At 71.7% G+C, this 14,693-nt stretch carries 13 protein-coding genes; all 13 read left to right on the top strand.

The window, feature by feature from the left end; genetic code table 11:
• Positions 1-140 precede the first annotated feature (140 nt).
• The 13 genes from ACFP2T_RS26660 to ACFP2T_RS26600 all read left to right on the top strand — a co-directional run bounded on the left by ACFP2T_RS26660 (position 141) and on the right by ACFP2T_RS26600 (position 14,625).
• Positions 141-503 (top strand): hypothetical protein, encoded by a 363-nt coding sequence (locus tag ACFP2T_RS26660; protein WP_377426055.1) that lies wholly within the window; start codon positions 141-143, stop codon positions 501-503.
• 175 nt (positions 504-678) lie between these two features.
• Positions 679-1,932, top strand: a complete 1,254-nt coding sequence (locus ACFP2T_RS26655; protein WP_377426052.1) for a PP2C family protein-serine/threonine phosphatase — start codon at positions 679-681, stop codon at positions 1,930-1,932.
• Complete coding sequence (locus tag ACFP2T_RS26650; protein WP_377426050.1) at positions 1,929-3,626, top strand: sensor histidine kinase; 1,698 nt, start codon at positions 1,929-1,931, stop codon at positions 3,624-3,626. The genes ACFP2T_RS26655 and ACFP2T_RS26650 overlap by 4 nt, the downstream gene beginning before the upstream one ends.
• Positions 3,627-3,654: 28 nt before the next feature.
• Positions 3,655-4,107 (top strand): response regulator, encoded by a 453-nt coding sequence (locus ACFP2T_RS26645; protein ID WP_377426047.1) that lies wholly within the window; start codon positions 3,655-3,657, stop codon positions 4,105-4,107.
• Positions 4,108-4,138: 31 nt separating this feature from the next.
• Entirely contained in the window at positions 4,139-4,915 is a 777-nt protein-coding gene (locus ACFP2T_RS26640) for an inositol monophosphatase family protein (protein ID WP_377426247.1), read from the top strand.
• 235 nt (positions 4,916-5,150) lie between these two features.
• Positions 5,151-6,194: a coiled-coil domain-containing protein gene (locus ACFP2T_RS26635; protein ID WP_377426045.1), complete on the top strand. Its 1,044-nt coding sequence runs from the start codon at positions 5,151-5,153 to the stop codon at positions 6,192-6,194.
• Between the two features lie 36 nt (positions 6,195-6,230).
• Positions 6,231-7,796 carry a fused MFS/spermidine synthase gene (locus tag ACFP2T_RS26630; protein WP_377426043.1) on the top strand — a complete coding sequence of 522 codons (1,566 nt, stop codon included), beginning with the start codon at positions 6,231-6,233 and terminating at the stop codon, positions 7,794-7,796.
• Between the two features lie 50 nt (positions 7,797-7,846).
• A complete protein-coding gene (locus ACFP2T_RS26625; protein ID WP_377426040.1) occupies positions 7,847-9,547 on the top strand; it encodes a protein kinase domain-containing protein in 1,701 nt (566 codons plus the stop codon).
• A gap of 213 nt (positions 9,548-9,760) precedes the next feature.
• Positions 9,761-10,966 carry a substrate-binding domain-containing protein gene (locus ACFP2T_RS26620; RefSeq protein ID WP_377426038.1) on the top strand — a complete coding sequence of 402 codons (1,206 nt, stop codon included), beginning with the start codon at positions 9,761-9,763 and terminating at the stop codon, positions 10,964-10,966.
• A 3-nt stretch (positions 10,967-10,969) separates the two neighbouring features.
• Entirely contained in the window at positions 10,970-11,713 is a 744-nt protein-coding gene (locus tag ACFP2T_RS26615) for an ABC transporter ATP-binding protein (RefSeq protein ID WP_377426035.1), read from the top strand.
• Positions 11,710-12,477: an ABC transporter ATP-binding protein gene (locus ACFP2T_RS26610; protein ID WP_377426032.1), complete on the top strand. Its 768-nt coding sequence runs from the start codon at positions 11,710-11,712 to the stop codon at positions 12,475-12,477. The genes ACFP2T_RS26615 and ACFP2T_RS26610 overlap by 4 nt, the downstream gene beginning before the upstream one ends.
• Complete coding sequence (locus tag ACFP2T_RS26605; protein ID WP_377426029.1) at positions 12,474-13,364, top strand: branched-chain amino acid ABC transporter permease; 891 nt, start codon at positions 12,474-12,476, stop codon at positions 13,362-13,364. The genes ACFP2T_RS26610 and ACFP2T_RS26605 overlap by 4 nt, the downstream gene beginning before the upstream one ends.
• A 121-nt stretch (positions 13,365-13,485) precedes the next feature.
• A complete protein-coding gene (locus ACFP2T_RS26600) occupies positions 13,486-14,625 on the top strand; it encodes a branched-chain amino acid ABC transporter permease (protein WP_377426027.1) in 1,140 nt (379 codons plus the stop codon).
• Positions 14,626-14,693: the final 68 nt, after the last annotated feature.

The raw sequence follows: 14,693 nt of genomic DNA, 5'->3' as shown, positions 1-14,693 counted from the left end.
GGCAAACCCGACGAGAGCGGGACGTCAGAGGTGGACACGGGCGCCTCCAGGAGTGGGCAGCGGGTGTCATCATCGCGTTTCGCGGATCGTCCGGCTGGCCGGGTCACCCCGCCGGTCGTCCGTCGCATAGCGTGATGCGCATGTCTCTTCTCCGGGCTCCGGACCCTGCCGCCGTACTGCGCGACTTCGTGGCACGGGTATCCCCGTACGACCCCGAGCCAGCCGCCGAGCCGGTCGGATCCGTCGATGTCCGCTCCGCCGACGGGGTCGAGACGATCCTGGTCACCCCGTACCTTGCCCGGGCACTGGCGGAGGCATTGGCCGGCTATCGTGACCGGGCGGACCGGGGCACCTGCGCGAGTTGCGGGAGCCGGCGGCTGGACGAGAACCTGCACTGCGCCGACTGCGGCCGACTGCACGGGGTGCTCGGTGAGGTGATCGCCCGCCAGGCCGAGCGGGTACGGCTACGGGGGGCGGCCGGATCGGCGGAAGCCACGCCGTGAGAGCGGGACTTCCCCGGTGCGGATTCCGGCGCTACCTGTGTTGTGTGGCAGCGTTGGGTGGTACAGGATCGGCGCGTCGACGGCACGGCCCGGCGTTCGTGCCGCCGACGGGGGCCGGATACGACCGAGTGGAGCGGGGAGGCGTGGTGACCGAGCGGAGCGGCGAGGTCGGCCGGTGGCCCGGCCGGAGCGGGGCACTGCGGTGACCGGCTCGTCCGTCGTACCGGCGCCGATGTATCCGCATGGTGGGCTGGGGCGGCACGCCAAACTGCCGCCCCGGGAACGGCTGCGGGTGCTGCTGATCGAGGACGACGACGCCGACGCCTTCCTGGTCGGTGAACTCCTCGCCGAGACCGATGCGGGAATCGACCTGCTGATCGCGAACAGCCTGAACACGGCGCGACCGCAGATTCCCGAGGTCGACTGCGTGCTGCTCGACCTGGGCCTGCCGGACGCCCAGGGGCTGGACGGCCTGCGCCAGGTGCTGAACATGTCCACCGGGGCCGCGGTCTGCGTGCTCACCGGCCGCTCCGACGAACACCTCGGGATCGGCGCGGTTGCCGATGGCGCCCAGGACTACCTGGTCAAGGGGCAGGTCGACGGGGTGCTGCTGGCCCGCTCGCTGCGGTACGCGGTGGAGCGGAAGCGGGCCGACGAGAACACCCGGCGGCTGCGCGAGGTGGAGCTGCGCCAGGCGGAGTCCGCCCGGCTGGAGCGTGGTCTGCTGCCGCAGCCGTTGACGGACACCGACCTGGTCAAGGTGCACACCTTCTACCGCCCCGGGCGGCACGAGGCGTTGATCGGCGGCGACTTCTACGACGTGGTGCAGACCACGCCGGACCGGATCGACCTGATCGTCGGCGACGTGTGCGGGCACGGGGTCGAGGAGGCCGCGCTCGGCGTCGAACTGCGGGTCGCCTGGCGGGCGCTGGTGCTCGCCAGGGTCCCCGACGAGCAGGTGCTGCCGGCCCTGGAGCAGGTGCTGATGAGCGAGCGGTCGGCGCGGGAGATCTTCGCCACGGTCGCCACGGTCCGGCTCGACCTGGCCGGCAACCGGGCCACGGTCCGGCTCGCCGGACATCCCCCACCGCTGCTGCTCGCCGCCGGGCGGGTGGTGCCGGTACCCGCGCCGCACGGGTTGCTGCTCGGGGTGCGTCCCCGTCCGCCGGTCGCGTACGACCTGCGATTCGACACCGAGGACTGGTCACTGCTGATGTATACGGACGGACTGATCGAGGGCCGGGTCGGTGCCGGTGACGAACGGCTGGACGTCCCCGGGTTGAGCGAGCTGGTGGCCGACCCGCGTGCCCGGCGGGTGGCGCTGCCGGCGCTGCCGGGCTGGCTGGTCGAGCAGGCCGAGGAGCGCAACGGTGGTCCGCTCTCCGACGACGTGGCGATGCTGCTGGTCAGCCGGGGGGAGGGCCGATGAGGCAACTTCGATGGTCGCTGCGTCGTCGGGTCGCGACGCTGTGTGTCGTGGTTGGCGTGGTGCTGGGGCTGCTGGCCGCCGGTGCGGCGGTGGTCGCCACCGAAAACCGCCAGCATCTGGACACCCTGCTCACCAAGACCGGCCCGCTGCGCACCGATGGGCAGGCGCTGCTCAGCTCGCTGGTCGACCAGCAGACCGGAGTCCGGGGGTACGCGGTGACCGGCGCCGAGGCGGACCTGGCGCCGTACCGGACCGGGGTGGAGCGGGAGGCGGCGCTGATCGCGTCGATGGAGGCGCTGCTCGACGACCAGCCGGAGATCCGCCAGCAGTTGCACACGGTGCGGGACCAGGCCCGGCAGTGGCGGGAAGTGGTGGCCCAGCCGGCCATCCAGGCGACCATGTCGACCGGGACGGAGGCCGCGCAGGCCCACCTCACGGCGCAGGGCAGCGGACGGTTCACCACGTTGCGCGGCGAGGTGGAGACGTTGCAGGGGCTGATTCTCGACCTGCGCAACGCCGTCGCCGACAACGCGCGGCGGACCGGAAACACCCTGGTACTGCTCCTCATCCTGGCCGCGATCGTCGTGGTGCTCGCCGGCATGGCGCTGTTGACCTCGCTGAACCGGCTGGTCATCGGCCCGGTGACCACGCTGGCCGCCCAGGTGCGGGAGGTCGCGCGCGGCGACTACCAGCGCGACATCGAGCGGGTCGGCCCGCCGGAGCTGGCCCGGCTCGCCGGTGACGTCGACGCGATGCGCCGCCGGATCGCCGAGGACCTGTCCGAGGTGCGGCAGGCGCGGGAGCGGATCGAGTGGGTCAACAGCCAGTTGGAGAAACAGGCCGAGGAACTGGTCCGGTCGAACCGGGACCTGGAGCAGTTCGCCTACGTCGCCTCGCACGACCTCCAGGAGCCGCTGCGCAAGGTGGCCAGCTTCTGCCAACTGCTGCAACGCCGGTACGCGGGGAAGCTCGACGAGCGCGCCGACCAGTACATCGCGTTCGCCGTGGACGGCGCCCAGCGGATGCAGCGACTGATTAACGACCTGCTCGCCTTCTCCCGGATCGGACGGCTCACCACCGGCTTCACCGAGGTGGACCTGAACCGGGTGATGACGGACGTTGCGGGACAGACCGAGGCCACCCGCCGGTACGTCGGCGGCGAGCTGACCTGGTCGGACCTTCCCGTGATCCGGGGCGAGGAGACCCTGCTGACCAACCTGCTGGCCAACCTGGTGGGCAACTCGCTCAAGTTCCGCCGACCGGACGTGCCGCCGAAGGTGCACGTCTCCGCCCGGCGGGTTGGTGACGAGTGGGAGATCAGTTGCCAGGACAACGGCATCGGGATCGAACCCGAGTTCGCCGACAAGATCTTCGTGATCTTCCAGCGCCTGCACGCCAAGGACGCCTATCCGGGTACGGGTATCGGGCTGGCCATCGTGAAGAAGATCGTCGAGTACCACGGCGGCCGGGTCTGGGTCGATCCGGAGGTCCCGGAGGGCACACTGATCCAGTTCACCCTGCCCGTGCCGCCGGAGTTGCGGGAGCTGGAGCAGCCGTCCGGAGCCGCGACACCGGGGGAGCAGGACGGCGCCTCCGAGGGTTCCGCGCCGGCCGACGATCCGGTCGCCGAGCGGAGCGGTGGCTCCTCGGGTGAGTCGGCCCGGCCGGCCAGCGAGATGAAGGAAACTGTGTGACGAGTGAGTGGAACCACGAGGAGGGCCGATGACGGCACCAGCGGACGGCAGGAGCCCGATCGAGGTGCTGCTGGTAGAGGACGACCCGGGCGACGTGCTCATGACGCAGGAGGCGTTCGAGGAGCACAAGCTGCGTAACCGGCTGACCGTGGTCTCCGACGGTGCCGAGGCGCTGGCCTATCTGCGCCAGGAGGGCGAGTACGCCGACGCGGTGTCGCCGGACCTGATCCTGCTCGACCTCAACCTGCCCCGCCGGGACGGTCGGGAGGTGCTGGCCGAGATCAAGCGGGACGAGCAGCTCTGCCGGATCCCGGTGGTCGTCCTGACCACCTCGCAGGCCGACGAGGACATTCTGCGGAGCTACCAGTTGCACGCGAACGCGTACGTGACGAAGCCGGTGGACTTCGAGCGCTTCATCTCCGTGGTGCGGCAGATCGACGAGTTCTTCGTCAGCGTCGTGAAACTTCCGCCGCGTGGTTGACCCGTCGCTCGTCGACGGGGTCGGGGCGTTGATGCGCCGCACCGCCGCGGACGCCATCCTGCCGATGTTCCAGCGGCTCCACGACTCCGACGTGACGGAGAAGGCCCCCGGCGAGGTGGTGACGGTGGCCGACCGGCACGCCGAGGAACTGCTCGACGCCGGGCTGCGCCGACTTCTTCCCGACTCCGAGGTGGTCGGTGAGGAGGGGGTTGCCGCCGACCCCACGGTGCTCGAACGTCTCGGTGGGCCGGCGGAGGTGTGGCTGGTCGACCCGCTGGACGGTACGGCGAACTTCGCGGCCGGACGGCAGCCGTTCGCGGTGATGGTGGCGCTGCGTCGGGCCGGGATCACCGAGCTGAGCTGGATCCTCGACCCGATCGCGGACACCCTGATGGTGGCCCGGGCCGGCGCCGGGGCGTACCGGGACGGGGTGGCGGTGCGGTCGGTGGCCGAGGCGCCTGCGGTGGAGACGCTGCGCGGCGTGGTGCCGACCCGGTTCCTGCCGCCCGAACTCCGCGAGACGATCCTCGCGGGCGCCCCGCGCGTCGGCGCCATACTGCCGGGCCAACACTGCGCGGGTCGGGAATATCCGGACATTGTAGCCGGCCGGCAGCACTTCGCGATCTTCTGGCGGACGCTGCCCTGGGACCACGCCCCGGGGGCGCTGCTGGTCGAGGAGGCCGGCGGGGTGGTCCGGCGGCTCGACGGCAGTGCCTACGACCCGGCCGACGACCGGGCCGGGCTGCTGGTCGCGGCCAACGAACAGATCTGGGACGCGGTGCATCGCGCCCTCCTGACGCCCGCCTGATCGGCTGGTGGTCGGCTGGTGATCGGCTGGCTGAGCAAGGGTTGTCGGCAAAATTACCCATCTTGTGGTAATAGATGCACCCCGACGCGGGCCGACAGCGCGGCCGGCTTCCGGTAGGCTGACCGGCGGTCTCCGCCAGGTGGCGTCCCACCGGGTGCCGGCGGTGGCCGCCGCCGAATGGTCACTGTGGATCCTCCGGGGTCGGCGGCCGACGAAAGGAACGACTTTCGTGCGCATGACGGCCATCGTTCGGCTGCGTGGCCCGCGTCGGTTCACGGCACTGCTCGTCGCTGCCGCGGTCCTCGCCGTGACGCCACCGGTCCTGGTCGGAACCGTCGCCGGTCCGGCGTCGGCCGCGCCCAGTTCGCCGGGTGACGAGGGCGGGACGAAGAAGCTCCGGGACGCCCTCGAATCGGCCTCGAAGGGCCACATCGAGGCCACCGCGAAGCTCAACAGTTCCAAGAAGCGGCAGAGCGAGCTCGGCACGCAACTCAAGCAGGTCGAGGCGCGAATCACGACGCTCACCGCGGAGGTCGGTGTGATCGCCGCCGAGACGTACCGCAGGGGACGGCTCACCCCGATCTCGGCGCTGTTGAACAGCGCCTCGCCGCAGTCCTTCCTGGAGCGGGCCGCCGGACTCGAAATGATGGCGCAGCGCGACGACCAGCAACTCCGGGAACTCGCCGAGTCGCTCGACCAGGCGACCCGGGCCAAGAAGGCGATCGACGCCGAGGTGAAGGAACAGCAGCGCCAGGTCGAGGTCATCGCCCGGAAGAAGAAGGACGCCGAGCGTGCGCTCGCGGCCGTCGGGGGCAACCCGACCGGCTCGCTGATCAGCGCCAACTCGCCGCTGGCCAAGCCGGCCCCGCGCAACTCCGACGGGTCGTGGCCCAAGGAGTCCTGCACCATCAACGACCCGACCACCAACGGTTGCATCACGCCACGCACCCTGCACGCGCTGAACCAGGCCAAGGCGGCCAATTACAAGCGGCACACCTCGTGCCACCGCGACGGTGGCGGCGGTGAACATCCGAAGGGGCGTGCCTGCGACTTCTCGGCCGCGGCCGGCGGCTTCGCGAACCGCGACGCGACCGGCGGCGACCGCGCCTACGGCGACGCCGTCACCGCGTTCTACGTCAAGAACGCGAACCGGCTGGGCGTGCTCTACGTGATCTGGTACCGGAAGATCTGGATGCCGGGTACCGGTTGGCGGTCGTACAACGGCGGTGGCGATCCGGCGTCCGATCACACGAACCACGTTCATCTGTCGATGTTGTAGCCCGACGCCGTCCGTCGGATGCGTACCATCGCTGCGATGGAAACTTCACCACCTGAGGTAGCCGACGTCGGCACACCTCCGGACGAGCCGGCCGAGGTTCAGCGGCACGCACTGCCACCTGGCCTGGCCGCCGCGCTGGTCTTCCTGGCCAGCGGGGCCGTGCTCGTCCTGGAGACCGCGTCGCTGCGGCTCGTCGGCCCGTACGTCGGGGTGACCCTCCAGGTCACCAGCTCGGTGATCGGAGTGGCACTCGCGGCGATCGCGTACGGGGCCTGGGTCGGTGGATGGCTCGCCGACCGCCGCGACCCGCGCCCGCTGCTCGCCCCCGCGCTCGTGCTCGCCGGCATCTGCACCGCGCTGACCCTGCCGATCGTCCGGTACGCCGGCGAGGTGCTGCGTGGCGGCGCCGCGGTCGGCATCCTGCTGCTGACCGCGATGGCGATCTTCCTGCCGGCGGCACTGCTCGCCGCGGTGACGCCGCTGGTGGTGAAGCTGCAACTCGGTGACCTGCGCCGGACCGGACAGGTGGTGGGCAGGCTGTCCAGCATCGGCACCCTCGGCGCGATCACCGCGACCCTGGGTACCGGATTCGTGCTCGTCGCCGCCATGCCGAGCACCGCCATCATCATCGGACTCGCGGTACTGCTCGGGGTGACCGGTCTGGCGCTCGGCGTCTACCTGCACCGGCAGGCCGGCAGCACGCTGCCCCGGCCGTCCCGGGCCACCGCCGCGCTCGCGGTACTGGGCCTGGCCGGCGCCTCCCTCTCGGCCGTCGCACCCAATCCGTGCGACATCGAGACCGCCTACCACTGCGCCTCGGTCGAGCCGGACCCGGACAACTCCACCGGACGGCTCCTGGTGCTCAACTCGGCCTGGCACTCCTACGTCGACCTGGCCGACCCGACCCACCTCGAATTCGAGTACACGAAGTGGTTCGGCGCGGTCGCGGACGTGATGAGCCCGGCCGGCGAGCCGCTGGACGCCGTACACCTCGGGGGTGGTGGCTTCACCATGCCCCGCTACCTGACCGCGACCCGGCCCGGGACGCGGAACGAGGTCTACGAGATCGACGGCGGCCTGGTCGAGCTGGGCCGGCGCGAGCTGGACGTACGGCCGGGTCCCGAACTTCGGGCGAGGGTCGGCGACGCCCGGATGCTGATCGGCGAGCGGCCCGACCGCAGCGCGGACCTGGTGGTGGGGGACGCCTTCGGCCATCTGGTGGTGCCCTGGCACCTGTCCACCCGGGAGATGGCCGCCGAGGTCCGCCGGGTGATCCGCCCCGGCGGGATGTACGCCCAGAACGTGATCGACTATCCGCCGCTGCGCTTCATCCGCGCCGAGGTCGCCACCGTGGCGGCCGAGTTCCCCCACGTTGCCCTGATCGCGCCGCCGGACGCGCTGGCCGGCTCCCAGGGGGCGAACTTCGTCATCGTCGCCTCCGACGCGGCGCTGCCGCTGGAGGCGCTGCGCCAGCAGCTCGTCACCTCGGCGGACAGCCCCGTCACCCTGCTCTCCGGCCCCGGACTCGACGAGTTCGTCGACGACGCGATGGTGCTCACCGACGAGTACGCCCCGGTCGACCAACTCCTCGCCACCTCCTGAGTTCCCGTCCGGGAGGTGTAGCCGGCCCGGCGTTGGGCAAGGAAATCCGCATGACCGGGTGGGGCAGGTGGGGCGGGCCGGCGAACGTGCACGGGACCGAGTTGGTCGGTGAACGGTACCGGCTGGTCGAGGAGCTTGGCGAGGGTGGCATGTCGGTGGTCTGGCGTGGCCACGACGAGGTGCTCGGCCGGTCGGTGGCGGTCAAGATGCTCACCCCGCGGCTGGTGAACGACCGGACCTTCCGGCACCAACTCCGGGTCGAGGCGCGGGCCGCCGCCCGACTCTCCCACCCGCACATCACCGGGGTGTACGACTACGGCGAGTCGGTCCGGTTCGGCCGGACCGTCCCGTACGTGGTGATGGAGCTGGTCGACGGGGAGTCCCTGGCGGACCGGCTCGACCGGGAGGGCACACTGCCCTGGCGGGACGCCGTGCTGGTCGCCGCGCAGGTCGCTGCGGCGCTGGCCACCGCGCACGGCCGGGGCGTGGTGCACCGGGACATCACCCCGGCCAACGTCATGCTGACTCCGATGGGTGCCAAGGTCGTCGACTTCGGGATCTCGGCGCTGGTCGGTGAGCGGGACGGTGATGCCGACGGCGAGTTGTACGGCACGCCCGCCTACCTGGCCCCGGAACGACTGAGCCAGGGAGAGGTCTGCCCCGCCACCGACGTGTACGCGCTCGGCCTGCTGCTGTACCGGATGCTGACCGGGCGACTGCCCTGGCGGACGGCGACCCGTACCCAGATGCTGCGGGCCCACCTGCACCGCGAGCCGGCACCGATGCCGCCGGTGCCCGGACTACCGTCCGAGGTGGTCACGCTGGTTGCCCGGACGCTGGCGAAGGTGCCGACGGAGCGGCCGAGCAGCGCCGAACTGGCCCGTACCCTGTCCGGGATCGCCGGAGTGGCGGTGCCGCTGGTCGATCCGGGGTCGAGGCAGGCGGGACAGTCGGGACCGGCGGCGCCGATGCTCGAGGCGGGTACCGCCATCCTGTCCGAAGCGACGGCGAGCGGCGCGCCTCCGCTGGCGGGGCCGCCCCGCCGCCCGCTCTCGGCATGGGCCGGCAACCCCCTGCGGGTCGCCGCCGTCGGGATCGGGCTGCTCGCGGCGACCGGAGCGGTCTGGGCGGCTACCGGCGACACCCCTGGACCGACCGGCGTCACCGCGGGGGCGACGGACCTGGCGGCTGGCGGCTCGGCCCCCTGCGGGGTGGACTATGCACTGCGGAAGGACTCCGGTCGTGCCTTCGAGGCCGAGGTCGCGGTGACCAACCTCGGCGACCGGCCGATCCGCGACTGGACCCTGAGCTTCGCCTTTCCCGGCGATCAGGTGTTACGGGCCCACCCGACGCCCGGTTCCCGGCAGGAGGGCCGGAACGTGGTGCTCCGCCCCGCCGATGCCGGCCCGGAGGCGATCCTGCCGGCCGGCGGTGTCGCCCGGTTCGACCTGGTCGGTACGCACGGCGGCGTCAATCCGCTGCCGGTCGCGTTCCGGCTCGGGGACACCGCCTGCTCCGCCCAGGTTTCCGGCGTGGCGGGGGAGACCGGTGGCGTGGCCGCGAGCGCCGTGGCCGGGACTCAGGCGCCAACCCCCTCGCGGCCGGCCAGCCGTCCCGACGGGGGCGACGGGGACGACGGGGACGACGGAGGCGCCGGGAACGACAGGGACGCCGGGCCCCGGAAGAAGGGCCCGGGTCCGGACGGCGCAGGACCGGCCGGGCCGAAAGGCAAGGCCCCGAAGCACGGCTAGGGCGCCGAAGACCGGCCGCACGACAATTCGCGGGTACGACGACGGGTCGTGAACCGGTCCGGGGGGCCGGACGAGCGAGCGCACCGACTGCTGTCTGCGCCGACCATCCGTTTGCGGTTACTTGTGGGTTTCAGCCACATAGCCCGTGCGTGACGTCACTCCTACCGTGGGCCGACGATGCTTCTCCCCACCCCCCACACACGTGGAGCGACGATGACGGTCCGGACGACGCGGCGGCTGTTTGTCACCGCCACTACGCTGCTGGCCGCGGCGCTCGCCGCGACGGCCTGCGGCAGCCCTCAGGAGACGGCGAGCGGAGGCGGCGACAGTGCCGCCCCGGTCAAGGTCGGTCTGGTCTACTCCCAGTCGGGGGCGCTGGCCAGCTACGGCAAGCAGTACATCGAAGGCTTCAGGGCCGGTCTGGCGTACGCGACCAACGGCAGCAACAAGATCGGCGACCGTACGGTCGAGGTTACCGAGGTCGACGACGCGGGCGACCCGGCGAAGGCGGTCTCGGCGGCGAAGGACCTGATCGGCAAGGGCTACAAGATCCTGGCCGGCTCGACCGCCTCCGGCGTCGCCCTCCAGGTCGCGCCGATCGCCGCGCAGAACAAGGTCCTCTTCGTCTCCGGGCCGGCCGCGACCGACGGCGCGACCGGAGTCAACAAGTACACCTTCCGGTCCGGGCGGCAGTCGTTCCAGGACGTGCTGACGGCGAAGTCGTTCATCGGGGACGCGGCCGGCAAGAAGGTCGTGGTGTTCGCCCAGGACAGCGCCTTCGGCAAGAGCAACGAGGCCGCCGTCAAGGCGGTCATCGGGGGTGCCGGCGCCACGGTGAGCAGCGTGCTCGCCCCGGCGAGCGCCACCGACTTCACCCCGTTCGCCAGCCAACTGACGGCGGCCAAGCCGGACCTGCTCTTCGTGGCCTGGGCCGGCACCACCGCCCCGGCGATGTGGCAGACGCTGGACCAGCAGGGTGTGCTCAGCTCCACCACCGTGGTCACCGGACTGGACATCCGGGCCTCCTGGCCGACCTTCGGGGCGGCCGGCACCAAGATCTCGTTCCTGTCGCACTTCTTCGACGGCGCCGCCGACAACCCGGCCGCGCAGGCGGCCAAGACGGCCGTTCCGGGTGGGGTGCTGGACCTGTTCCACCCGGACGGGTTCACCGCCGCGCAGATGATCGTCCGGGCGGTGCAGGAGGGCGGCGACGACGTCGACAAGATGGTCACCGGCCTGGAGGGCTGGAGCTTCGACGGGGTGAAGGGCAAGATGACGGTCCGCGCCGAGGACCACGCCCTGCTCCAGCCGATGTTCCAGGCGAAGCTCAGCGGCACCGGTGAGGCGATGAAGGCGGAGCCGCAGAAGGTGCTGACCTCGGACGAGACGGCGCCGCCGGCCGTACCGATGAAGGGCTGAGTTGTGCTCGCCACCCGCGATCTGACCTGGCGGATCGGCGAGGTCGCCATCGTGGACGGCGTCGACCTCGACCTGGCACCGGGGGAGTTCCTCGGGGTGATCGGGCCGAACGGCGCCGGCAAGACCTCGCTGTTCAACCTGGTGTCCGGCCTGCGTCGGCCCACCGCCGGCCAGGTGCTGCTGAACGGCACGGACATCAGCGCCCTGCCCCCGTACCGGCGGGCCCGCCTCGGGCTGGGCCGGACGTTCCAGGCATCCTCGGTCTTCGGCTCGCTCAGCGTGCGGGAGAACGTCCGGCTGGCCGTACAGGCGCATCGCGGTGGCTCGATGAGGTTGTGGCGGCGGGCGGCGGCCGACCGGGAGGTGGTCGCCGCCGCCGACGCGGCGCTGGACCGGGTCGGCCTGAGCGGCCGGTCGGCGGCACTGGCCGGCACGCTCGCGCACGGTGAGAAACGGAAGCTGGAGATTGCGCTGCTGCTCGCCGGCGAGCCGACCGTGATGCTGCTCGACGAGCCGATGGCCGGGGTGAGCGCCGAGGACGTACCGGAACTGGTCGCGGTCATCCGGTCGTTGACCGGCGACAGTGGTCGGTCGGTCCTCATGGTGGAGCACCACATGGACGTGATCCTCGGGCTCGCCGACCGGATCGCGGTGATGCATCACGGTGCGCTGCTGGCCTGCGATGTTCCGGCGACGGTGATGGCCAACCCGGTGGTGCAGGAGGCGTACCTAGGTGAATCGCTATGAGTAGTCCTCCGGCGGGCGGCGCGCCGGTCCTCGCGGTGTCGGACCTGTCGGTACGGATCGCCGGCCTGCACATCCTCCAGGGAGTTTCCTTCACCGTGGCGCCGAGCGGGGTGACCGTGCTGCTCGGGCGCAACGGGGTCGGCAAGACCACCACGCTGCGGGCGATCCTCGGCCTCACCCCACGCGGCGGCGAGGTACGCGGCACGGTGCGGATGGAGAACCGGACGCTGGGCGGCGAGCCGACCCACCGGCTGGTCCGGGGCGGGTTGGGCTACGTGCCGGAGGACCGCTGCGTCTTCGCCGGGCTGACCGTGACCGAGAACCTGCGGCTGGCCGAGCGACGCTCCGGCGCCCCGGCGTACGACCGGGTCTTCGAGCTCTTTCCGGAGCTGAAGCGACGTGGCCGGCAGCGGGCCGGCTCGCTCTCCGGCGGGCAGCAGCAGATGCTGGCGATCGGTCGGGTGCTGCTCAACGACAACCGGCTGCTGCTCGTCGACGAGCCGACCAAGGGGCTCGCTCCGAAGGTCGTCACCGAGGTGGCCGAGGTGCTGGAACGGGTCGCGGTCGCCGTACCGGTGCTGCTCGTCGAACAGAACCTGGCGGTGGTACGCCGGCTGGCCCGGGACGCGGTGGTACTGGCCGCCGGGCGGGTCGCCTGGGCCGGTGACGCGAACGAACTGCTGCGGGAGCCGGAGTTGACCAGATCCCTGCTCGGCGTCGGCACGGTCTCCGCCCCGGACGATGCGGAGGTGGTCGGGCAGTGAGCACGATCGTGCTGTTGACGCTGACCGGGTTGGGGCTGGCCGCGCTCTACTTCCTGGTCGCCTCCGGACTGTCCCTGGTGTTCGGGCTGGCCGACGTCCTCAACTTCGCGCACGGGCTGTTCCTGTCCGTGGGCGCGTACGCCACCTGGTGGGCGGCCGGGAACCTGCCCGGTGCCGGCCCGTCCGGATTCGGCTTCGTCCTCGCGGTCGCGTTCGGCGTGCTCGCCGGGGCGGTGGTGGGGATGGCCGTCGAACTGATCATGATCCGTCCGCTCTACTCGCGGACCATCGAGCAGGTGCTGGTGACGGTCGGGCTGTCCCTGGCCGGAGTGGCGTTGCTCCAGGCCACCTGGGGTGCGGACGCCCGCCCGTTCCCCCGGCCGGACTGGACCCAGCAGGTGACCTCGGTGCTCGGCGCCAAGGTGCCGAACTCCGGCCTGCTGCTCATCCTGGCCGCCGCGGTGGTCCTGGCCGCGCTGCTCGGCTTCCTCCGCTACACCAGGTACGGGCTGGTGATCCGGGCCGGGGTGGAGAACCGGGAGATGGTCACCGCGCTCGGCATCGACGTACGGAAGGCGTTCACCCTGGTCTTCGCGATCGGCGGGGCCGCCGCCGCGCTGGCCGGAGCGCTCGGCGGGGTCTACTTCGGTTCGGTCTCGCCCAGCCAGGGCGGGTCGCTGCTGATCTTCGCCTTCATCGTGGTGGTGATCGGCGGAATGGGCTCGGTCGTCGGCTCCGCGTACGCCGCCGTCGCGGTCGGCCTGCTCCAGCAGTTCGTCAACTACTACGGCACCTCCGGCGCGGGGGACATCTGCGTGGTCGCGCTCCTCGCGATCGTGCTGCTGCTCCGCCCGCAGGGCATCGCCGGAAGGGCGGCAACGACATGACCGGGCGCAGCGAGGTCATCGGCCAGCCCGGTTTGCCGGGTCGTGGCGCCAACGGTTTGCCGGGTCGTGGCGCCAACGGTTTGCCGGGTCGTGGTGCCGGCGAGCGCAGCGAGGAGACGACATGACCGAAGTGAGGACGGCGGCGGCCACCCCGCCCGCCGCGCCGCCGACCGCCGACCCCGGGCCGGCACCCCGCCGGGGTTGGCGGTCGGCCCTGCGGACCTGTTCACCGCTGCTGGTACTGCTGCTGTTCGCGGTGCTGCCGTACTCGACGATCTCCGTCCCGGGGATCTTCGACGGGCCGGTCAACGCGCCCGGAACGCTCCAACTGCTCGCCATCTGCCTCGTCTTCGGCGGCCTGGCGGCGGGCTACGACCTGCTGTTCGGCCGGACCGGGATGCTCTCCTTCGGCCACGCGCTCTACTTCGCCGCCGGGGTCTACGGCACCGACATCCTGGTGACCAAGGCAGGTCTGCCGCTGTGGCAGGCGGCGTTGCTGACGCTCACCGGTGGCGCCACCCTGGCCGCACTGCTGGGTGCGATAGCGCTGCGTACCGCCGGCATCGCCTTCGCCATGGTGACCCTGGCGTTTGCCCAGGTCGGCGCGATCCTGGTGGCCCGGGACTTCGGCGGGCTGACCGGCGGCGAGGAGGGCCTGCCGCTGGACGTCTCGGGGCTGCCGGCGATGCTGGTCGGGGTCGCGAACACCGTCAACCTGTACTGGTTGGCGCTCGCCTACCTGGCCGTGGTCGTCTTCGTGGTGCACCGGGTGACCGGTTCACCGACCGGGCGGGTCTTCGCCGGGCTGCGCGACGACGAGCGGCGGATCGGCGTACTCGGGCTGGACCCGTACCGGTTCAAGCTGGTCGCCTTCACCCTGGCCGGTACGTTGGCCACCGGCGGTGGGGTGATCTACTGCCTGCTGGTCGGGGGCGCCTCGCCGCACGTCACCTCCTCCGAACTGACCCTGTCGCTCCTGGTCATGGTGGTGCTGGGCGGCCCGGGTACCCGTTGGGGCCCGGTGCTGGGCGGCATGCTGTACATGTACCTCGATCACCGGCTCACGGCGTTCGGCACCTCGTCGGCGGTGGACTCGCTGCCGGGCGTGCTGAGCGGGCCGCTGTCCCAGCCGCTCTTCGTGCTCGGCACGGTCTTCATCCTGGCGGTCTACTTCTTCCCCGGTGGCCTGGCCGGGCTCGCCACCCGACTCGGCCCCCTCCGCGCGGTCTTCCCCACCCGCCGCCCCGACCCCACGCCGTGACACCGCCATGATCCCGTAACGTCCGGCCTACCCTGACCGGCCGGACGTTACGGGATCATGAGGTCGGC

The sequence above is a fragment of the Plantactinospora solaniradicis genome, from assembly GCF_042658085.1.
GTDB lineage: Bacteria > Actinomycetota > Actinomycetes > Mycobacteriales > Micromonosporaceae > Plantactinospora > Plantactinospora solaniradicis.
This window is presented reverse-complemented; position numbering and strand designations above follow the sequence as displayed.